This window comes from Pseudomonas sp., from assembly GCF_035512415.1.
In the GTDB taxonomy this organism is placed as follows: Bacteria; Pseudomonadota; Gammaproteobacteria; order Pseudomonadales; family Pseudomonadaceae; genus Aquipseudomonas.
Genome location: NZ_DATKDZ010000028.1, coordinates 11264 through 29241, shown reverse-complemented (window position 1 = coordinate 29241; position 17978 = coordinate 11264). Strand labels below are relative to the sequence as shown.

Genomic DNA, 17978 nt, shown 5'->3' with positions numbered 1-17978 from the left:
GCGACGGGCTGGATTCAGACGGTGATATCGCGGCTGTCCAAGGCCAGGGGCCACTGCTCCAGCAGTTGGGCTGGCCCCGGTCGGGCGAACAGGTAGCCCTGGAACTTCTGGCAGCCCATGGCCAGCAGCGCTTCGCGCTGTTCGAGGGTTTCCACGCCCTCGGCGGTGACGGCCAGGTCGAGGTTGGCCCCCAGGGCCAGGATGGTGCGCACAATGGCGGCATCACTGGGCTGCACGAGCAGGTCGCGAACAAAACTCTGGTCGATCTTCAACTGGTCCAGCGGCAGGCGCTTGAGGTAGTTGAGCGAGGAGTAGCCGGTGCCGAAATCATCCAGCGAGAGGCGCACGCCATGCGCTTTGAGCCGGGTCATCTTGGCGATCAGGACTTCCACATCTTCCACCAGCTGGCTTTCGGTCAGCTCCAGTTCCAGGCGGGCGGGGTTGGCTCCGCTTTCAGTCAGGGCCGCGAGCACGTCCTCGACGAAGTCGCGGTGGTGGAATTGGCGGGCGCTGACGTTGACCGCCAGGTTGATATGACGCAGCTGCGGGTGCGCGGCCCAGGTGACCAGTTGGGCGCAGGCGCTGTGCAGGATCCAGCGGCCCAGGGGCAGAATTAGCCCGGTGCTTTCCGCCAGGGGAATAAAGTCGTTCGGCGCGACCAGGCCGCGTCTGGGGTGCTGCCAGCGCACCAGCGCTTCGGCCCCGATCAACTGGCCCAGCAGGTCGACCTGGGGCTGGTAGTGGAGGATAAAGTGGCGCTCGCTGAGGCTCTGGCGCAGGTCGCTTTCCAGGCTGGCGCGGGCATTGGCTTCGGCCTGCATCCTCGGGTCGAAGAAGCGCATGCCGTTGCGCCCCGCGGATTTGGCCTGGTACATGGCCAGGTCGGCGCGCTTGAGAATTTCCTCGACGCTGGTCTGGTCCTTGGGGAACAGGGCGATGCCGATGCTGGCGGTGCTGGTATGGCTGCGGCCTTCCAGGCTGTAGGGCGCGGCCAAGGCGGCGACCACCTTGTTGGCGACGGTTTCCACCTGGCGCGCGGCCTGTACCGGGTCGGCGCTGAGCTCTTCGAGCATCAGCACGAACTCGTCGCCGCCGAGGCGGGCCAGGCTGTCCTGGGCGCGGACATGGACGCGCAGGCGCTCGGCCACCTGTTGCAGCAACTGGTCGCCCATGTCGTGGCCGAGGGTGTCGTTGAGGTCCTTGAAGTTGTCCAGGTCGATAAACAGCAGGGCCCCCTGTTGCAGGCCACGGGCATGCTTGGCCAGCGCCAGTTGCAGGCGGTCGAGCAGCAGGCGGCGGTTGGGCAGCCCGGTGAGCGGATCGTAGAAGGCCAGCTGGTTGATCTTCTCCAGGTTCTTGCGGTGTTCGGTGATGTCGGTGGAAATGCCGCACAGGGCATAGATCTGCCCGGCGGCATTGCGCAGCGGCAGCTTGACCGAGAGGAAGGCGTGCTCGGTGGTCCCGTTGAGGTCGCGGTTGACTTCCTCCTCCTCCACCCGCTCGCCGAACTGCAGGACCCGGCGGTCATTCTCGTGCAGGTTGTTGGCGGTATCGAGATCGAAGAAGTGCTCGTCGGTCTTGCCCATCACCTGCTCGAGGGGCGCGCCGAACAGTTCGCAGACTTTGCGGTTAGCGTACTGGTAACGCAGCTGGGTGTCCTTGATATAGATATAGGCCTCGACGCTGTCGAGAATGGTGTTCAGGCGCTGTTCGCCGGCCAGCAGGTGACGGGTTTTCTCGGCGACCTGGCGACGCAAAACCACCGCTCCGCCAAGGGCGAGCAGGAGCAGCGTGCCAAGGCCGCCCAGGCCCCACCAGACCCCGACGGGAATCAGCAGGTTGGGCGGCTCGCCGCCCCAGCGTTGCAGGGTTTGGTAGTAGTAGGAATCGGGCGAGCCTTGCCAGTACTGCAGGTGTTTATCGATGCTGGCCAGCAGCTCGGCATTCTGCCCCTTGCGGGTGGCATAGAAGAGTTGCGCGGGCTGAAACATGATGGGCGTGCTGTACAGCTGGTAACGCGGGGCGTGAAAGTCGCCGAAGCGCTGATTGGCCACCACCGCGTCGGCCGCGCCACTGGCGACCTGCTCGAAGCCCTGCAGCAGGTTGGGCACGCTGATCAGCTGGGCGTTAAGGCCAAAACTCTTGAGCAGGTCGCGCAGGTAGCTCTGCTGAATAGACCCTTCCAGCACCGCAATGCGGCGGCCTTCGAGGTGCAGTACCGAGGCCAGTTGCACCCCTTCGCGGCTGTACAGCTGCGACCAGCTGTACAGCGACGGCACCTGGTGGAAGTCCAGCAAGAGGGCGCGGGTTTCGTTGAAGGCGACATCCGGCAGCAGGTCGATCTCGCCGCTCTGGGTCCGTTCCAGGCACTGCTGCCAGTCACAGGGCACGGCGGTCAGTTGCCAGTTTTCCAGGCGGGCAATTTCCTTGAGCAGTTCGCCGAGGATGCCGGAGATCTGGCCATCCTCGCCCTGGACGATCTTCGGCTCGTTGGCATATACCCCGACACTGACCTCACGCGGCTGGGCCAGGGCCTGGCTGGCGGGTGCCAGCATGCCGGCCAGGCACAGGATCAGGGCGGTGCTTGCGCGTAACTGCAGGCGCTTCATGCGTAAGCCGGCTTCCATTCGATAAGTCCAGAGCCTAACGATAGTCAGGATTTAAGGGGGTTGCCGGCGCATGCTGGCAATTGGCTAGGTGGCCCAGCCCTGATAGAGATAGGTCATGGCCTTGGGGCCTTTCAGGTAGCGGTGCTGCAGTTGACCGATATTGAAGCCGCCGGCGGCGAGCAGCGCGGCGATATCGCGGTTGAGGTGGCAGCCGCCGGCCAGGGGTTTCCACAGCGGCGTCAGGCGGTTCTGCCAGCGCAGCACGGCGGCGTCCGGGGCCTTGCCGTGCTCGCAGAACAGCAGGCGACCGCCAGGCTTGAGCACCCGACGCATCTCCTTGAGGGCGGCCACGGCGTCGGGGATGGTGCACAGGGTGAAGGTGCAGACGATGCTGTCGAAGCTGGCGTCCTCAGCCTGGATCTGGCCCAGTTCCAGAGCAATCATCTGCACCGGGATGGCAATGGCGGCGGCGCGCGCCTTGGCCAGCTTCTGCATGTCGGCGCTGGGATCGACGCCGACTATCGCGCTGACCTTGGCGGCATCGTAGAACGCCAGATTGAGGCCGCTGCCGATGCCGATTTCCAGCACCCGACCATGGGCCTGAGGCACCGTTTGCGCGCGGGCCTGCATCACCTCGCCCATGCCACAGGCGAAGTCGATCAGGTGCGGTAGCAGGTAGCGCTCATACAGACCCATGGCGGTTCCTTGGCGGGTTATTCGCCGTCGTTGGCCGCGTCGTCCGGCGCGTCGTCATTATCGCCACTGATGGCGGCAAAGCACTTGAGGCGATGCGTGCCGGCGGCGCTGTCCAGCGTCCAGCAGTCGTCTGCGGCGTCGTGGCGGGCGGCCTGCACCTGGGCCAGGCTGAAGTGCCATTTGCGCAGGGCACGACCATCCATGCACTCGATGCTGAGCAAGGGTGCGTCGCCGCTGCCTTGCAGCTGGGCCTCGTCGAGGCGAAATTGCCAGGCGTGCAGGTCGTCGATTTCCAGCATGTCGGCAGCCGCCAGGGCGGCGATCAGATTGTCCGGGTGGGCGCTCATAAGGTGTCCGTTCAGGTGTCCGTAGCGGTTAGCGGCCAAGGCGGCGCAACTGGCCGGATTCGATCACGCGGATGCCGCCGTTCTCTTCCAGGGCCAGGCGCCACAGGGCTCGGGCCAGTACCGTGGCCTTGATGCCGCGGTACTTACCGGGTAGCCAGCGCATAAAGGGCGCGGCCAGGCGCTCGCCGAGGCGGAACTCCTGGCGTGCGCCGAGCAGCAGGGAAGGCCGCACTATGGTCAATTGCGGCCAGTCCATGGCGCGCAGGGCCTGTTCCATTTCGCCCTTGACCCGGTTGTAGAACACCGCGGAGGCGGGATCGGCCCCCAGGGCGCTGATCACCAGCAGGTGGCGCGCGCCGAGTTCGCGGGCGCGCCGGGCGAAGGCCAGCACCATGTCGTGGTCGATGGCGCGGAAGGCTTCCTGCGAGCCGGCCTGCTTGAGGGTGCTGCCCAGGCAGCAGAAGGCGGTGTCTATCGGGCCGTTCAGTTGCGCCAGCAGGTCCAGCAGTTCGCCCTGGGGGTTGTCCAGGTGCGGGTGTTCCGCCAACGCGCGCCGGCCGGGTGCCAGCACTCGGGCAACGGTGGGCTCGTTAAGCAGGCGGTCCAGCAGGTGCTCGCCGGTCAGGCCGGAAGCGCCGGCGAGAAGGATGTGCTGGGGCGTCAAATACATGGTCTAGGGCTCTCCGCTGATATCAATCAGCTTAACAGGCGTTGGCAGAACGTGCGGGGCGGCGGGCGGCTTTCTCTGCAGGTCATGAGTTGGGCGCGGGGGTTTTCTCGAGGCTGTTGTCCGGTGCATGGTCCTGCTGCTCACGCAGTTTGCGCCATTGTGCGAGCACCGCTTCGGCGCTCCAGATTTGTGGTTCGGAGGCCTCGAAGCCCTCGCTTTTCTCGCGTTCGGCGACGCTGGCCTGGGCCAGCTCGAAAGCGCGCTGCAGATCATCGGTCTGCTCCAGGGCCTCGGCGAACAGGGCGCGGCCGAAGTAGGTGAAGTCGTTCTCCTCCGAGCAGCCGAAGGACACGCGGTCGGCGCGCGCGGCGGTCATGATCAGGGTCTTGTCGTCCTGCAGCACCGGGATAAAACCGCCGGAGTAGCAGGCGGAAATCACCAGCACCTTGTGCCGCTCCTTGAGCGGTTCAAGCACCGTCGCCAGGGCGCTGGCGGGCAGGTCGTTGAGTTGCAGGCGCGGCTGGTCGAGGTTCAGCTCGTGGGCGGCCGAGCCGTGGCTGGTCAGGTAGATAAAGATCAGGTCTTCCGGGCCGCTGCGCTCGGCCAGGGCTTGCACCGCACGGCTGAGGTTTTCCCGGGTGGCCAGCGGCCGTTCGGCCAGGTGGTCGCGGTGGTTGACCAGGGTGATGCGTCCATGGGCGGCGAAGCGTTCGTCGAGCAGCTTGGCGACGTAATCGGCTTCGCGCATAAACACGCTTTGCTTGCCGTCGCCGGCCAGGGTCAGGGCGTAGAGTTCGATGGCCGGGGTCGAAGCGGGCAGGGCTGCGAGGGCGCTATCGAGCAGGCGACCCTGTTCTAGCAGGCCGAGTTCCAGCGGGTCGGGTAGCAGCACATCCTGCTCGTCGCGCAGGCGTTGGCCGGCCTGCCAGGTACCGCCGAGGCTGCTGCCGTCGGCCAGGGTCAGGCGGCCCTCGCCGTTGTATCGGTCGCGGGCGAAGCGGCCCTGGTAGACGCTGCCATCGGCCAGGCGCAAGCGCCCCTCGCCGTGGTAGCGCCAGTCGCGGAACTGGCCCTGATAGAGGCTGCCGTCGCTGCCGTGGAATTCGCCTGCACCGCTCAGGCTGCCACGCACGAATTGGCCGCTCCAGACCTCGCCGTCCACGCTCTGGTAGCGGCCCTTGCCATGGAACTGGGTGTCGAGAAAGTCGCCGCTGTAGTGATCGCCCTCCGGGCTGGTAAAGCTGCCTGGACCTTTGAGTTGGCCCTGTTCGAACTGGCCGCTGAACTGGTTGCCTTCCGCGTCGATAAGGACGCCCTGGCCGTGGGGTTCGCCGCGGCTGAACGGGCCCTGATAGCTGCCGCCAGCGAGCCACTCCAGCTTGCCCGGGCCGTCGTACAGGCCTTGCGCGAATGCGCCGCTATAGTTCAGCTCGGCGCTGCTGAAACGGCCTTCGCCGCTGCGCTGGCCGGCACTGAACGCACCCTGGTAATGGCTGCCGTTGCTGTGCTGCAGGCGGCCCTGGCCGTGGAAGCTGCCGTGCTGGAATTCACCGCTGTAGTGTTCGCCATCGGCCCCGTGCCACTCACCTGTGCCGTGGAACAGACCGTCCTTGAACTCGCCCTGGTAATAGTTGCCATTGCGGTAGTCCAGGCGGCCCTGGCCTTGCAGCAGGCCATCGACCAACTCGCCGCGATAGCGGCTGCCATCGGGCAGCACGGCGTCTGCCGGCAACCAGGGTTCGCCGCTGCCGCAGGCGCTCAGCAGCAGGGCGAGGCTCAGCGGAGCCAGGTAAACGAGGCGGCGCATGACAAACATCCAGAGCGATAGGTTGTGGGCGAGTATGCCTTAAAGACAAAGCTGTGTGCCTGGCGCTACAGGCCAAAAGCAAGGCGCGCGATCCGGGGATGGCGCGCCTGATTTGTTGCGGGCGGGGTCAGACGAAGCAGAGGGTCAGGGGTTCGGCGATATAGGCCGGTTTTTCCGAGCCTTCGATTTCCAGTACGGCCTTGGCCTTGAGCAGCCACTGGCCCGGGTTCTTCTCGTTGGCGTCGGTCAGGGTGACCACCAGGCGCACCTTGGAGTTGACCTTGACCGGCTGGATAAAGCGCACGCTGTCCAGGCCATAGTTGACGGCCATCTTCAGGCCCTGGGGCATGATCATGATGCCCTCCATCAGCTTGGGTACCAGCGACAGCGAGAGGAAACCGTGGGCGATGGTGGTGCCGAAGGGGGTGAGCTTGGCTTTTTCCGGATCGACGTGAATGAACTGGTGGTCGCCCGTGCATTCGGCAAACTGATTGATGCGTTCCTGATCGATGGTCATCCACTCGGAACGACCGAGTTCTTTGCCGATATAGCTTTGCAGTTCGGCGGTGGGTACTAAGGGCATGGTTTCTCCTTGAAGACGCGGGTTTTGTTGTTTTTTTGGGGGCGTAAATCCTTCTGCCCTAAGATCATCATGGGTTTGCGTCGCGGTCAAGAGACTTGTGGGCGCTCGTACAGTGGCCCTGATGAAAGTGCGCGGGCGCTGTAACCCGGCCCTTGCCGGGCGCTTCTGCTTATAATGCGCGGCACTGCGCCTAGGCATTATACGATTCGGAGATTGTTCATCATGCTGCTTCGCGGCCTTTCCTGGCTGGTGCTTTGTCAGCTGCTCGGCACTGTCATCAATGTCCTGCTCCTGCCGATGTTGCCGGGGCCGATCATCGGCATGCTGCTGCTATTTGCCTTCCTGCTGCTGCGCGGCGAGGTGGGTGAGTCCCTGCATCTGGCCTCCAGCAGCCTGCTCAAATACCTGCCTTTGCTGCTGGTGCCGCCCGCGGTCGGGGTCATGGCCTACGCCTCGGATATCGCCGCGGATTTCTGGGCGGTGGTGGGGGCCTTGCTGCTGTCGCTGCTGGTCTCGGTGGTGTTCGCCGGCTGGCTGATGCAGAAACTGATCGATCGCCAGCAGCGTCGGGAGGTCCCATGAACCTTGAATGGCACGCCGCCTGGCAGGCCTTGGTTCATCACCCGCTGTTCGGCGTGGGCATCACCCTGGGGGTTTACCAACTGGCCATTGCCGGTTACGAGCGCACCCGCTGGGTGTTCCTTCAGCCGGTGCTGGTGTCGATGCTGGCGGTGATCGGGATTCTTCTGGCCTGCGGGCTGACCTTCGCCGAATACCGCGACAGCGTTGCCCCCCTGACGCTGTTTCTCGGCCCCGCCACCGTGGCTCTGGCGGTGCCGCTGTACCTCAATCTGCGGCGGATTCGCCAGCTGTTCTGGCCGACCCTGATCACCCTGCTGATCGCCGGGGTGTTCGCCACGGTCATGGGTGTGGGCCTGGCCTGGGCTTTCGGGGCCGAGCAGATCATGTTGATGAGCATGGCACCCAAGTCGGTGACCTCGCCGATTGCCATGCTGGTGGCCAGCCAGATTGGCGGCATCGCCGCACTGGCGGCGGTGTTCGTGATGATTACCGGGGTGATTGGCGCAATAGTCGGGCCCTCGCTGCTCAAACGCTGCGGCGTCCATCATCAGGCCGCGCTGGGCATGGCGTTGGGGCTGACGGCCCACGCCGTGGGTACCGCCCGGGCCCTGCAGGAAAGCGAAGAGTGCGGGGCTTTTGCGGCCCTGGCGATGAGCCTGATGGGCGTGTTTACCGCGGTTTTGCTGCCGCTGGCAATTCTTTTTCTGCTCTAAAGGAGGCAACCATGGCGCTACCCCTGTTCCCGCTCAATACCGTGCTGTTTCCCGGCTGTACGCTGGATTTGCAGATCTTCGAAGCGCGCTATCTGGACATGATCAGCCGCTGCATGAAGCAGGGCGAGGGCTTTGGCGTGGTCTGCATTATCGATGGTGTCGAGGTGGGCGAGGCGGCCGGGCAGTTTGCGGCGATCGGCTGCGAGGCGCTGATTCGCGATTTCCAGCAGCTGCCCAATGGCCTGCTGGGCATTCGCGTGGAAGGCGGGCGGCGCTTGCGGGTGCTGCGTGCCCAGGTGCTGCCCGACCAGCTCACGGTCGCCGAGGTCGAGTGGCTGGCGGACGAGGACGAGCAGCCGCTGCTGGGCGAACATGCGGATCTAGCCGCCTTGCTCGGTGCCCTGAGCGAGCACCCCATGGTGGCCTCCCTGGGCATGCAGGCCGAACCCGTCGGGCAGGCCTCGCTGGCCAATCAGCTGGCCTATCTGTTGCCGCTGGAGGCCGAGCAGAAGCTGCAGCTGCTGGCGCTGGATCAGCCGCTGCAGCGGCTCGACCTGTTGCATGAGTTGCTGGAGCAGTTGCAGGGCCAGGCGGGCGCGACTCAGTAGGCGTAGCGCAACAGCCCGGCCGACCACTGCCAGGTGGCGATGCTGCCGAGCAGGCCCAGGCAGGCCGGCAACAGCAGCCACCAGAGCCTGGCCGGTAGCGCCGGCAGCGGCGTGCGCCATTCCACCAGGGTCAGGCTCAGGGCGCAGAAACTGGCGGCCAGCACGGCCCCGGCGAGGATATCGCTGGGCCAATGCACGCCCAGATAGATTCGCGAACCGGCGATGGCCAGCGCCGGTAGGCTGCTCAACAGCAACCAGGCCAGACGCATGCGCGGCGGCTGGCCGCGACCGGCCAGCAGCGCCAGCACCAGACAGAAGGCAAAGGCCGCGGAGCTGTGGCCGCTGGGGAAGCTGAAGCTGTTCAGCGGCTCCAGCAGCACTTCGGGTCGGCTGCGGGCGAAGAAGGTCTTCAGCGTGCCATTGGCCAGTGCCGTGCCGAGCAGCGCGAGGAAGGCAAAGCTCAGCGCTCGCCACTGACGGCTGAGCAGCAACAGCAGGCACAGCAGCGCGGCGGCGGCCAGCTGGGTGTTGAAGTCGCCGAGGCGAGTGATCAGCACCATCGGGCCGTCCAGCGCTGCGCTGCGCTGCGCCTGGATCAGGGCCAGCAAACCCTGGTCGAGTTGGCTCAGGTGCGGCCAGCCGAGCATCAGGCCAAGCAATAACAGCAGGCTGCAGACGGCGGCGAGCAGGCTGGCATGGCGCTTGTCGCTCAGGCTGCTGTGGCAGCTCAGGGCAATGCCCAGGGCCAGTGCGCCGCCGATGGCCGCGGCCTGCGGCCAGAAACCCGGTGGCAGCGGCAGGCGCAGCGCGGCACCGGTGGCCCAGCCGGGCAGCAGGTAGGCGACGGCCCAGCCGGCCGAGGCCAGCAGGCTGACCAGGATAAAGCGCCCCGCCGGCATGTCGAACATGCCAGCGACCATCGGCAGCATGGGCCTGAGTGGGCCGATAAAGCGCCCCACCAGCAGGCTGGCGACACCGTAGCGCTGAAAGTAGCCGTGGGCCCCGGCCAGCCACTGCGGGTTGTGGCGCAGCCCGGGCAGGCGGCGAATATCCTGGTGGAAGTAACGCCCGCAGGCGTAGGACAGGCAATCGCCCAGCACACCGCCGCAATAAGCCAGCAACAGGGTTTCGCCGAGGCTCAGGGTGCCGCTGCCGGCCAGCACGGCGACACCGAACAGCAGGGCCACGCCAGGCACCAGGATGCCGACAATCGCCAGGCACTCGATGCAGGCGATCAGGAAGATCGCCAGGCCTAGCCATTGCGGGTTGCTGCCGAGCCATAGGTTCAGGCTGTCGAACCATTGGCTCATAGCGATGCGTCCTGGGGGTTGAGGAGGTGGAAGTCACGGCCGGCGACCTGCCCGCGGCGCAGCGGATTGCGTGTGCAGTAACGGGCCAGGTCGGCGTCGACGAAACGGTAGGGCAGCTGTTCATCGCGTCCATGGGGGATGCCCAGGCGCGTGCATTGCACCACCTGTGTGGGGCGGATGCCCAAGTCCTCGACAAACAGGCGCTCGGGGTCGAAGCGCTGGCTGTTCCAGTGCGGCACTTTCAGGCCCATGGCTCGGCACAGCAGGGTTTGGCCTGCGCAGAGTTTTTCCGCGGGTCGTGCACGGCCCTGGGCGTCCGGGTTGTTGGCCTGCATCTGCGCCAGGCTGGCGTCATCCGAGTGGGCGTCCAGCCAAGGTAGGGCGGACTTGATCAGCACCGCGTTACCGGGCCCCTGGGCGCTGAAGTTCAGCGAGTCGCCGCCGCGTGCGTAGTACATATAGATATGTCCGCCATCGGCGAACAATGCCCGCCGGTTGTGGGTGTAGCCGAGGGAGGCGTGGCTGCCTTTTTCTGCGAGGTAATAGGCTTCGGTCTCGATGATTCGTACGCTCAGCCAGCGTTCACCGTGCTTGTGGCGGATCACCTTGCCGAGCAGTTCGCGGGCGAGCAGGCGCGCATCGCGGTCGAAGAAGGCATTGTCCAGCGTGCGGCCGTGGGGCCAGGGCAAACTAAGGTTGGGTTCGTGTGGCATCCGGTGTCACTGGTGGGCGGCAGGGCATAGGCTCAGGCGATCATAACAATAAGAGCCTGAACCATGTCTGAACGTGCCAGTAGCGCCCATATCAGTCCCAGCGCCCATTACACCGGTTACGTTTGGTACCGCCATCGCCTGGCGGAGCCGGCATTCGTGACCGGTTTCGGGCGTTTTGTGCATGGTCTGCTGGCTCCTATTACCTGGGGCGCGCGGGTGGGGTTCGACCTGGATCTCGAGCAGTTTCTGCTGCAGCGGCATCTGCAGATCGACGCGCAGCTGACCGCGGCAATCGAGCACGGCGGCGTTTGTCAGGTGGTGGAGATCGCTTGCGGCCTGTCGCCGCGCGGGCGGCGCTTTACCGCGCGCTACCCGCAGTTGCGCTACCTGGAGGCTGATCTGCCGCTGATGGCTGCGCGCAAGCAGCAGTTGCTGCAGGCCCAGGGCTGGCTGGGTGCCCGGCATCGGGTGCGCGCGGTGGACATTCTGGCTGCGGACGGCAATCAATGCCTGGCCAGTCTGTTCGCCGAGCTGGATCGCAGCCAGCCGGTGGTGGTGATTACCGAGGGGCTGGTGAATTATTTCGAACTGTCGCTGATCGAGTCGTTCTGGGCGCGCCTGGCCGACCAGCTGCGCCAGTTTCCCCAGGCCACCTACCTGACCGAGCTGTACCCGGATCTACGCGAGCACCCGCGCTACCGCCAGTTACGCTTGGGCGTGGGCCTGGTCGGCCGGCTGACCCGTGGCAGCTACCCGCTGCATTACCGCAATGAGGCAGCCATAGTGGAAGGTTTTAGCCGTTGTGGTTTCACCTCGGTCGAGGTCTTCGACCCGAGTCGCACGGCCCTGGCGCTAGGGCTGCCGCCGAGCAAGAACGAGGGGTTGGTCCGGGTGATCGAAGCGCGCACCTGAAGCGCGCCGGCTTGGGGCTGTTGCTGAAAAACTATCTGCGTTGCCAGGTTTAGCTAGCCATTTCTCACTGTTAGGGTTTTGACCGGAGCCTGCGGTCGACCCCGGTGCGCGCGGCGCGCCCTATCTGTTGAACTTTCAGGCGCAGGCCGCAGCGGGCAGGCCGTGGGGCTGGAACTGCTCGACCATGGCCTGGCTGGCCTGCTGGTCGCTGTGGGGGAAGACAAAGGCCAGGCCGTTCGCGTCATGGCGCAGCGGCAGCAGGGGTTGCGCCGGCAGGTCCTTGTGCAGCAGTTGCCAGCCGCGCGGTGCCAGCTCCTGGGGCAGGTCGCCGCGCAGCAGGCCGCCGAAAAAGCCCAGTTCGCGTACGTCCACCGTCCACTCGCCGCCCTCGATATGGCGCAGGCGGGCCTGGCGATGGCTGGGTGCCTGGCGCGGTTCGTGGCGTCTTTCCAGCTGACGCAGCTGCCCGCGCGCCAGCAGGCTGCTGCCCGGGCTGTGCTGGGGCAGCGCTTCGCCGCGCAGAAACGGGCTATACAGGCCAGCGCAGGCGGCGCGCTGTTCGAACTGGGCCAGGTGGTCGGCATTGTGGATCAGGGCGCAGCTGGCGCTGGCGCAATCCGCGGCGAACTGGGCGTGTTCCCAGGGCTGGGTGAAATGGTCGTATTCGCCGGCCAGAACCAGGGTCGGGCAGGTCGGGTGCTGGCGGAAGCCCTGGAAGTCCAGCAGGCGCTGGCTGTTCTGCCGGTAGCGTTCCACATCAGCGGGCGACAAACGCTGGATTTGCCGCAGCAGGGCCTTGCGAAACACCGCGCCAACGCCAGTCTGCTGCAGGCGCAGCGGGTTGAGCAGGCCGGTCAGGGCACCATGGGCAAAGGCTTGGTTGTTGCCCTCGGCGAGCAGCGCCAGGCCCTCTTGCAGCAGCAGGCGGGCACCGGGGCGGCCAAAGGCGGTGATGCCGGCGAGCAGCAGGCGGGCGCAGTGGCGGGGGTGGCGTGCGGCGAACAGGGCGGCCAGGGCGGAGCCGTAGGACAGGCCTATCGGCATCAGCGGCGGTAATTGCAGTTCATCGGCAAAGGCGGCGATCAAGTCGGCGAGCTGTTCCAGGCTCAGTTCTGGCACTAGCTGCAGATTGCCGCCCTGGCTGGGCAGGTCGAGGAGGATCACCGGGTGATCGCCGAGCAGCTCGGCGACTTCACTGGCGAACGAGCGAAAGCTCTGAAAGGCCCCGCCCAGCAGCAGCACGGGCGCGCGCCGGTCGTTGCTGCGGCTGGCGTAGGCCTGGTAGTGCAGGCACCAATCACCCAGCTGCAGCACCCGGGGGGCGGTGGTCAGTAATGCAGGGTTGTAATCGGTACGGTAGTGCATGGCTCTCTCACCCCGGCGCATAGCCGTCTGTGCTGGTTTTCCTGCAAGGTAAACATTCGGGCGGTTTTTGTTTACCTAACCTTCGGGCGGCTGAGTGAGCCAGGTGTCACTGTTTCTCGCGATGCCAGGGCGGCCGTGGCCGGGCGGCGTTACCGCAGGGGCGGGCGGACAGGCTGTTTACCACTTGTCAGCGCTGCTCGATTAAGCGCGGCGGGCTCCCGGCAGCGCTGGGCGGGAGGCTGCGCGAGCGTATATACTCAGCGACTTTTTCCAGCTGCCAGACCTTCGTTGCCCATGACTGAGTCCGTGCTCGACTATATGACCCGCCTGGGACAGGCCGCTCGCCAAGCTTCGCGCGTGGTGGCCAGTGCCAGTACCGCGCAGAAGAACCGTGCCCTGCAGGCCGCTGCCAGTGCGCTGGACGCGGCGCGCGCCGAACTGACCGCTGCCAATGAACAGGACCTCGCCGCCGGTCGCGCCAGCGGCCTGGAGCCGGCCCTGCTCGACCGCCTGGCCCTGACCCCGGCACGCATCGACGGCATGATCGAAGGCCTGCGTCAGGTCGCCGGTCTGCCCGACCCGGTGGGCGCGATCCGCGATATGAGCTACCGCCCGTCGGGAATTCAGGTGGGCAAGATGCGCGTGCCGCTCGGTGTGATCGGCATCATCTACGAGTCGCGGCCCAATGTGACCATCGACGCCGCCAGCCTGTGCCTGAAGTCGGGTAACGCCACCATCCTGCGCGGCGGTTCCGAGGCCATCCACTCCAATCGCGCGATTGCCGCCTGCATTCAACGTGGTCTGGCCGAGGCCGGGCTGCCGGCGGCGGCGGTGCAGGTGGTGGAAACCACCGACCGCGCCGCGGTGGGCGCACTGATCAGCATGCCGGAGTTCGTCGACGTGATAGTGCCGCGCGGCGGCAAGGGCCTGATCGAGCGCATCAGCCGTGACGCCCGGGTGCCGGTGATCAAGCACCTGGACGGCATCTGCCACGTCTATGTCGATGCCCTGGCCGAGTTGGGCAAGGCCCAGGCGATTGCCTTCAATGCCAAGACCTACCGCTACGGCATCTGCGGGGCCATGGAGACCCTGCTGGTCGACCAGGCCATCGCCGCGCAGTTTCTCCCGGGTATGGCGCAACTGTTTGTCGACAAGGGCGTCGAGCTGCGCGGCTGCGAGCGCACCTGTGCGCTGATCGAAGCCAAGCCGGCAACAGAAGACGACTGGAACACCGAATACCTGGACGCGATCCTGTCGATTCGCGTGGTCGATGGCCTGGAGCAGGCAATCGAACACATCAATCACTACGGTTCGCACCATACAGATGCCATCGTCACCGAACACCAGGGCCGCGCCCGGCGCTTCCTCGCCGAAGTGGACTCCAGCTCAGTGATGCTCAATACCCCGACCTGTTTTGCCGACGGCTTCGAGTATGGCCTGGGCGCGGAGATCGGCATCTCCACCGACAAGCTGCACGCCCGCGGCCCGGTCGGCCTGGAGGGCCTGACCTGCGAGAAGTATGTGGTGATCGGCGACGGCCAGCTGCGCGGGCAGACCCTATAACAGTGGCCAGGCGTAGCGACGCCCGACGTAGCGACGCCCGACGCATCGGCATGCTGGGCGGAACCTTTGACCCGGTGCATATCGGTCATTTGCGCAGCGCCGTGGAAGTCGCCGAGTTGATGGCGCTCGACGAGCTGCGCCTGATTCCCAGTGCGCGGCCACCGCATCGCGGCGAGCCGCAGGTGCGTGCCGTCGACCGCCTGGCCATGGTCGAGCTGGCGGTTGCCGGGGTGTCGCCGCTGCGGGTGGACGATCGCGAACTCAAGCGCGACAAGCCGTCCTACAGCATCGACACCCTGGAGTCGTTGCGCGCGGAGTTGGCTGCAGAGGATCAGCTGTTTCTGATCCTTGGCTGGGATGCCTTCTGCGGCCTGCCCGGTTGGCACCGCTGGGACGAGTTATTGCAGCACTGCCATATTCTGGTGTTGCAGCGCCCGGATGCCGACAGCGATGCGCCGGAAAGCCTGCGCAACCTGCTGGCGGCGCGCAGTATTAGCGACCCGTTGGCCCTGGAGGGGCCGGCGGGGCAGATTTCCTTTATCTGGCAGACGCCCCTGGCGGTGTCCGCTACCCAGATCCGCTCATTGTTGGCGAGCGGAAAGTCGGTGCGTTATCTGGTGCCCGACACGGTGCTGGCCTATATCCATGCCCACGGCCTTTACCGTGACGCGAATTGAACACGAGGCAAACGAGCTACTTATGACAAAGGCAAAAATGTTGAGCGAAGATCTGGTCAAACTGGCCATCGCTGCCCTGGAAGAAATCAAGGCGCAGGACATCACCACCATCGATGTGCGCGGCAAGACCAGCATCACCGACTTTATGCTGATCGCCAGCGGCACCTCCAGCCGTCACGTCAAGTCGCTGGTCGACAACGTGCTGGAGAAGGTCAAGGAACAGGGCGTGCGCCCGATCGGTACCGAAGGCATGGATACCGGCGAGTGGGCACTGCTCGACCTCGGCGATATCGTCGTCCACGTGATGCTGCCGACAGCGCGTCAGTTCTATGACCTCGAGCGTCTGTGGCAGGGTGCCGAGCAGAGCCGTGCGCAGTTCAGCGCCGAAACCGGCCCCGAGCAGGAATAAGGACGCGCAGCGGTGCGGATCAAACTGATCGCCGTTGGCTCGCGGATGCCGCGCTGGGTGGCAGAAGGTTGGCAGGAATATGCCAAGCGCATGCCCAGCGAGCTGTCCCTGGAGCTGGTGGAAATTCCCCTGACCACCCGCGGCAAGAATGCCGATGTGGCGCGGATGATCCGCCAGGAAGGCGAGGCCATGCTGGCCAAGGTCGCACCCGGGGAACGCATTGTGACCCTGGAAGTCGAAGGGCGACCCTGGAGCACCGAGCAGTTGGCGGTCGAGCTGGACAAGTGGCGCCTGGATGCGCGCACCGTCAACCTGATGGTCGGCGGCCCGGAAGGGCTGGCACCTGAGGTGCAAGCGCGTAGCGAACAACGCTGGTCGCTGTCGCCCCTGACCCTGCCGCACCCGTTGGTGCGGATTCTGATTGGCGAGCAGGTTTATCGGGCCTGGACAGTTCTGTCTGGCCACCCCTATCACAAATAATCAGCCAGTAATCAGCAGTCATCGATGCCGCAGCCCATTCGCCTGAAGGACCATGAAAAAGACGCTCGCCTGATTCGTCGGCGGACGCTGGTCGGTGCTGCGTTGTTTTTGCTACTGACCGCCGTGCTGGTCGCGCGCATGTACTACCTGCAGGTGGTGCAGTACGAACACCACAGCACCCTGGCGGAAAACAACCGTATCCATGTGCAGCCGCTGCCGCCGACCCGCGGGCTGATCTTCGATCGCAACGGCGTGATCATCGCCGACAACCGCCCCAGCTTTAGCCTGACCCTGACCCGCGAACGTGCCGGCGACTGGGCGCAGGTGCTGGACGTGATTGTCGAGGTGCTGGAGCTGAGCGGCGACGAGCGCGCGCTGTTCGAGCGGCGCGTACGCCAGGGGCGTCGCCCCTTCGAACCGGTGCCAGTGCTGTTTGAGCTCTCCGAGGAGCAGATTGCCCGAGTCGCGATCAACCAGTTCCGCCTGCCGGGGGTTGAGGTGGTGGCGCAACTGGTGCGGCATTACCCGCAGGGCGAGCATTTCGCCCATTCGGTGGGCTATGTCGGGCGAATCAACGAAGCCGAGTTGCAGAAGCTCGACAAGATCTCCTACAGCGGCACCCACCATATCGGCAAGACCGGTATCGAACGCTTCTATGAGGACGAGTTGCACGGCGAAGTAGGCTACGAGGAAGTCGAAACCAACGCCCGTGGTCGGGTGCTGCGAGTGCTCAAACGCACCGACCCGCTGCCAGGCAAGGACATCGTGCTAAGCCTCGACGTACGCCTGCAGGAGGCCGCCGAGGCCGCTCTGGCTGGCCGTCGCGGGGCCATCGTGGCGATTCAGCCACAGACTGGCGAAGTGCTGGCGATGGTCAGTCAACCGAGTTTCGACCCCAACCCCTTTGTTACCGGCATCGGTTTCAAGGCCTATGCCGACCTGCGCGACTCCATCGACCGGCCGCTGTACAACCGGGTTCTGCGTGGCCTCTATCCGCCCGGCTCGACTATCAAACCGATGATGGCGGTGGCCGCCCTGGACGCCGGGGTGTTGACGCCTTCGACCCGGGTATTCGATCCCGGCTTCTATCAGTTGCCCAACCACAGCCATAAATACCGCAACTGGAACCGCAACGGCGACGGCTGGGTGGATATGGAACTGGCGATTTCCCGTTCCAACGACACCTATTTCTATTCCCTGGCCCACAAGATGGGCATCGACCGCATGCACGAGTACATGACCCGTTTTGGCCTCGGCCAGCGGGTCTCCCTGGATATGTTCGAAGAAACCGCTGGCCTGATGCCGTCGCGCGAGTGGAAGCGGGCGCGCTATCGTCAGGCCTGGTACCCGGGCGAAACGCTGATTCTCGGTATCGGTCAGGGCTACATGCAGACCACGCCACTGCAACTGGCCCAGGCCACCGCGCTGATGGCCACCCGCGGCAAGTGGATTCGCCCGCACCTGGCCAAGAGCATCCAGGGCGCGATCCCGGTGGATAAAGACCCGCTGCCGGATATCGTGCTGCGCGATCCGTCCTATTGGGACAGCGGCCGTTTCGGCATGGAGCAGGTCATGCACGGCCCACGTGGCACTGCGCGCAAGGTCGGCGACAGTTCGGTCTATCGCATCGCCGGCAAGAGCGGTACCGCCCAGGTGGTGGCGATCAAGCAGGGCGAGAAGTACGACCGCAACAAGGTCCAGGAGCGCCATCGCGACCACGCCCTGTTCGTCGCCTTCGCCCCGGCAGACAATCCGCAAATCGCCGTATCGGTGATGGTGGAAAATGGCGAATCCGGTTCCGGCGTGGCCGCGCCGGTGGTCAAACAGGTGATGGATGCCTGGCTGCTGGACGACAATGGCCAACTCAAGGCCGAGTTTGCTCCGCCTGTGGCAGCCAAGGTGAGCCCGCGATGAACAGCAATTTTGACCGCAAC

At 65.3% G+C, this 17978-nt stretch carries 18 protein-coding genes; 9 read left to right on the top strand and 9 right to left on the bottom strand.

Features of this window, described 5'->3' with window-relative positions; all coding sequences use genetic code 11:
* Positions 1 to 14 precede the first annotated feature (14 nt).
* The 6 genes from VMP31_RS14380 to VMP31_RS14355 all read right to left on the bottom strand — a co-directional run bounded on the left by VMP31_RS14380 (position 15) and on the right by VMP31_RS14355 (position 6712).
* On the bottom strand, positions 15 to 2627 hold the full coding sequence (locus VMP31_RS14380) for an EAL domain-containing protein (RefSeq protein ID WP_325508229.1): 2613 nt from the start codon (positions 2625 to 2627) through the stop codon (positions 15 to 17).
* A 66-nt stretch (positions 2628 to 2693) separates the two neighbouring features.
* Positions 2694 to 3305 (bottom strand): class I SAM-dependent methyltransferase, encoded by a 612-nt coding sequence (locus VMP31_RS14375; protein ID WP_325508227.1) that lies wholly within the window; start codon positions 3303 to 3305, stop codon positions 2694 to 2696.
* 17 nt (positions 3306 to 3322) lie between these two features.
* Positions 3323 to 3652: a DUF5629 family protein gene (locus VMP31_RS14370; RefSeq protein WP_325508225.1), complete on the bottom strand. Its 330-nt coding sequence runs from the start codon at positions 3650 to 3652 to the stop codon at positions 3323 to 3325.
* A 28-nt stretch (positions 3653 to 3680) separates the two neighbouring features.
* Entirely contained in the window at positions 3681 to 4322 is a 642-nt protein-coding gene (locus tag VMP31_RS14365; protein ID WP_325508223.1) for an oxidoreductase, read from the bottom strand.
* 82 nt (positions 4323 to 4404) lie between these two features.
* Complete coding sequence (locus VMP31_RS14360; protein ID WP_414705462.1) at positions 4405 to 6138, bottom strand: C13 family peptidase; 1734 nt, start codon at positions 6136 to 6138, stop codon at positions 4405 to 4407.
* 118 nt (positions 6139 to 6256) lie between these two features.
* A complete protein-coding gene (locus VMP31_RS14355; RefSeq protein WP_325508219.1) occupies positions 6257 to 6712 on the bottom strand; it encodes a MaoC family dehydratase in 456 nt (151 codons plus the stop codon).
* Positions 6713 to 6934: 222 nt separating this feature from the next.
* On the opposite strand from VMP31_RS14355, the gene VMP31_RS14350 reads away from it, so the two are divergent.
* Genes VMP31_RS14350 through VMP31_RS14340 form a run of 3 tightly spaced genes read left to right on the top strand, consistent with a single transcriptional unit; the run spans position 6935 to position 8615 of the window.
* Complete coding sequence (locus VMP31_RS14350; protein WP_325508217.1) at positions 6935 to 7294, top strand: CidA/LrgA family protein; 360 nt, start codon at positions 6935 to 6937, stop codon at positions 7292 to 7294.
* Complete coding sequence (locus tag VMP31_RS14345) at positions 7291 to 8007, top strand: LrgB family protein (protein ID WP_325508215.1); 717 nt, start codon at positions 7291 to 7293, stop codon at positions 8005 to 8007. The genes VMP31_RS14350 and VMP31_RS14345 overlap by 4 nt, the downstream gene beginning before the upstream one ends.
* A gap of 11 nt (positions 8008 to 8018) precedes the next feature.
* Positions 8019 to 8615 (top strand): LON peptidase substrate-binding domain-containing protein, encoded by a 597-nt coding sequence (locus VMP31_RS14340; RefSeq protein ID WP_325508213.1) that lies wholly within the window; start codon positions 8019 to 8021, stop codon positions 8613 to 8615.
* Here VMP31_RS14340 and VMP31_RS14335 read toward each other — a convergent pair.
* Positions 8609 to 9925, bottom strand: a complete 1317-nt coding sequence (locus VMP31_RS14335) for a bifunctional DedA family/phosphatase PAP2 family protein (RefSeq protein ID WP_325508211.1) — start codon at positions 9923 to 9925, stop codon at positions 8609 to 8611. The two genes, VMP31_RS14340 and VMP31_RS14335, sit on opposite strands and share 7 nt — an antisense overlap.
* Complete coding sequence (locus VMP31_RS14330) at positions 9922 to 10638, bottom strand: DNA-3-methyladenine glycosylase (RefSeq protein WP_325508209.1); 717 nt, start codon at positions 10636 to 10638, stop codon at positions 9922 to 9924. The genes VMP31_RS14335 and VMP31_RS14330 overlap by 4 nt, the downstream gene beginning before the upstream one ends.
* Positions 10639 to 10701: 63 nt before the next feature.
* Between VMP31_RS14330 and VMP31_RS14325 the strand changes: the two genes are divergently transcribed.
* On the top strand, positions 10702 to 11550 hold the full coding sequence (locus VMP31_RS14325) for a class I SAM-dependent methyltransferase (RefSeq protein ID WP_325508207.1): 849 nt from the start codon (positions 10702 to 10704) through the stop codon (positions 11548 to 11550).
* A 135-nt stretch (positions 11551 to 11685) separates the two neighbouring features.
* Here the strand turns inward: VMP31_RS14325 and VMP31_RS14320 are convergent, their stop codons facing one another.
* Positions 11686 to 12915 carry an alpha/beta hydrolase gene (locus tag VMP31_RS14320; RefSeq protein WP_325508205.1) on the bottom strand — a complete coding sequence of 410 codons (1230 nt, stop codon included), beginning with the start codon at positions 12913 to 12915 and terminating at the stop codon, positions 11686 to 11688.
* A gap of 294 nt (positions 12916 to 13209) precedes the next feature.
* On the opposite strand from VMP31_RS14320, the gene VMP31_RS14315 reads away from it, so the two are divergent.
* Genes VMP31_RS14315 through mrdA form a run of 5 tightly spaced genes read left to right on the top strand, consistent with a single transcriptional unit; the run spans position 13210 to position 17958 of the window.
* Positions 13210 to 14478: a glutamate-5-semialdehyde dehydrogenase gene (locus VMP31_RS14315; protein ID WP_325508203.1), complete on the top strand. Its 1269-nt coding sequence runs from the start codon at positions 13210 to 13212 to the stop codon at positions 14476 to 14478.
* Positions 14479 to 14480: 2 nt separating this feature from the next.
* Positions 14481 to 15155, top strand: a complete 675-nt coding sequence (nadD, locus tag VMP31_RS14310) for a nicotinate-nucleotide adenylyltransferase (protein ID WP_325508201.1) — start codon at positions 14481 to 14483, stop codon at positions 15153 to 15155.
* Between the two features lie 37 nt (positions 15156 to 15192).
* Entirely contained in the window at positions 15193 to 15564 is a 372-nt protein-coding gene (gene rsfS / locus VMP31_RS14305; protein ID WP_325508461.1) for a ribosome silencing factor, read from the top strand.
* Positions 15565 to 15576: 12 nt separating this feature from the next.
* Complete coding sequence (gene rlmH / locus VMP31_RS14300) at positions 15577 to 16044, top strand: 23S rRNA (pseudouridine(1915)-N(3))-methyltransferase RlmH (protein ID WP_325508199.1); 468 nt, start codon at positions 15577 to 15579, stop codon at positions 16042 to 16044.
* Positions 16045 to 16068: 24 nt separating this feature from the next.
* Positions 16069 to 17958 carry a penicillin-binding protein 2 gene (mrdA, locus tag VMP31_RS14295; protein ID WP_325508197.1) on the top strand — a complete coding sequence of 630 codons (1890 nt, stop codon included), beginning with the start codon at positions 16069 to 16071 and terminating at the stop codon, positions 17956 to 17958.
* Positions 17959 to 17978 lie beyond the last annotated feature (20 nt).

Excerpts from the sequence above, each read along its gene's own strand:
- VMP31_RS14340 (WP_325508213.1), top strand. The coding sequence starts at position 8,019 with ATGGCGCTACCCCTGTTCCCGCTCAATACCGTGCTGTTTCCCGGCTGT.
- VMP31_RS14345 (WP_325508215.1), top strand. The coding sequence starts at position 7,291 with ATGAACCTTGAATGGCACGCCGCCTGGCAGGCCTTGGTTCATCACCCG.
- VMP31_RS14370 (WP_325508225.1), bottom strand. The coding sequence starts at position 3,652 with ATGAGCGCCCACCCGGACAATCTGATCGCCGCCCTGGCGGCTGCCGAC.
- VMP31_RS14360 (WP_414705462.1), bottom strand. The coding sequence starts at position 6,138 with ATGTTTGTCATGCGCCGCCTCGTTTACCTGGCTCCGCTGAGCCTCGCC.
- VMP31_RS14365 (WP_325508223.1), bottom strand. The coding sequence starts at position 4,322 with ATGTATTTGACGCCCCAGCACATCCTTCTCGCCGGCGCTTCCGGCCTG.
- VMP31_RS14380 (WP_325508229.1), bottom strand. The coding sequence starts at position 2,627 with ATGGAAGCCGGCTTACGCATGAAGCGCCTGCAGTTACGCGCAAGCACC.
- VMP31_RS14325 (WP_325508207.1), top strand. The coding sequence starts at position 10,702 with ATGTCTGAACGTGCCAGTAGCGCCCATATCAGTCCCAGCGCCCATTAC.
- mrdA (WP_325508197.1), top strand. The coding sequence starts at position 16,069 with ATGCCGCAGCCCATTCGCCTGAAGGACCATGAAAAAGACGCTCGCCTG.
- VMP31_RS14335 (WP_325508211.1), bottom strand. The coding sequence starts at position 9,925 with ATGAGCCAATGGTTCGACAGCCTGAACCTATGGCTCGGCAGCAACCCG.
- VMP31_RS14350 (WP_325508217.1), top strand. The coding sequence starts at position 6,935 with ATGCTGCTTCGCGGCCTTTCCTGGCTGGTGCTTTGTCAGCTGCTCGGC.
- rsfS (WP_325508461.1), top strand. The coding sequence starts at position 15,193 with ATGTTGAGCGAAGATCTGGTCAAACTGGCCATCGCTGCCCTGGAAGAA.
- VMP31_RS14320 (WP_325508205.1), bottom strand. The coding sequence starts at position 12,915 with ATGCACTACCGTACCGATTACAACCCTGCATTACTGACCACCGCCCCC.
- VMP31_RS14330 (WP_325508209.1), bottom strand. The coding sequence starts at position 10,638 with ATGCCACACGAACCCAACCTTAGTTTGCCCTGGCCCCACGGCCGCACG.
- VMP31_RS14315 (WP_325508203.1), top strand. The coding sequence starts at position 13,210 with ATGACTGAGTCCGTGCTCGACTATATGACCCGCCTGGGACAGGCCGCT.
- VMP31_RS14375 (WP_325508227.1), bottom strand. The coding sequence starts at position 3,305 with ATGGGTCTGTATGAGCGCTACCTGCTACCGCACCTGATCGACTTCGCC.
- VMP31_RS14355 (WP_325508219.1), bottom strand. The coding sequence starts at position 6,712 with ATGCCCTTAGTACCCACCGCCGAACTGCAAAGCTATATCGGCAAAGAA.